The 755-nt window shown below is 42.8% G+C and carries 1 protein-coding gene and 1 pseudogene; both read left to right on the plus strand.

What is annotated here, in order from left to right:
* A pseudogene (locus R7Q48_RS26930) lies at positions 1 to 251 on the plus strand (1-deoxy-D-xylulose-5-phosphate reductoisomerase); the annotation flags it as partial.
* Positions 251 to 755 (plus strand): RIP metalloprotease RseP (rseP, locus tag R7Q48_RS26935; RefSeq protein WP_318133310.1); only part of this gene is annotated, 505 nt, incomplete at its 3' end. The pseudogene R7Q48_RS26930 and the gene rseP, both read left to right, overlap by 1 nt.

Consider the following 755-nt stretch of genomic DNA (forward strand, 5'->3'; position numbering starts at 1 on the left):
AGCTTGCGATTGACGCGTGTTACGAAGGGCAACATGCGACTACTGCTCTAAATGCAGCCAATGAAGTTGCTGTTGATGCGTTTCTAAATAATCGCCTTGGTTTTACAGATATGGCTCGCATCAATGAATTGGTTTTGCATAAAATCACCGCAAGCTGCAAACCTGAGAATGCGAATAGCTTGGAAAGCTTGCTAGAGCTAGATAGAATGTCTCGAACTATCGCCCTAGAAATTATACGCGAGCGTAGCTAATGACTGGTATTTTGTGGAATCTTGTTTCTTTTATCGTTGCACTGGGCATTCTCGTTGCCGTGCACGAGTTTGGGCACTTTTGGGTTGCTCGTCGTTGTGGCGTGAAGGTTGAAAGATTTTCCATCGGTTTTGGTAAGTCTATTTGGCGAAAAGTTGGTCAAGACGGAACCGAATACACTATTTCAATGATTCCTCTTGGTGGATACGTCAAAATGGTAGATAGCCGTGTTGACGATGTGCCAGAAAGTGAAAAACATTTAGCCTTTGATCAAAAGCCGCTTTGGAAACGAACGTCTATTGTTGCAGCTGGCCCTATCTTTAATTTCTTATTTGCTATTTTTGCTTATTGGTTGGTTTTCCTGATTGGTGTACCTGCGGTAAAACCCGTAATTGGTGAAGTTACGCCCAATTCGATTGTTGCTGAGGCAGGAATTGAATCTGGAATGGAACTAAAAGCAGTATCAGGCATCAAAACTCCGGATTGGGAATCAGTAAATATGGGAT

It is taken from the genome of Vibrio sp. 378 (assembly GCF_033339435.1).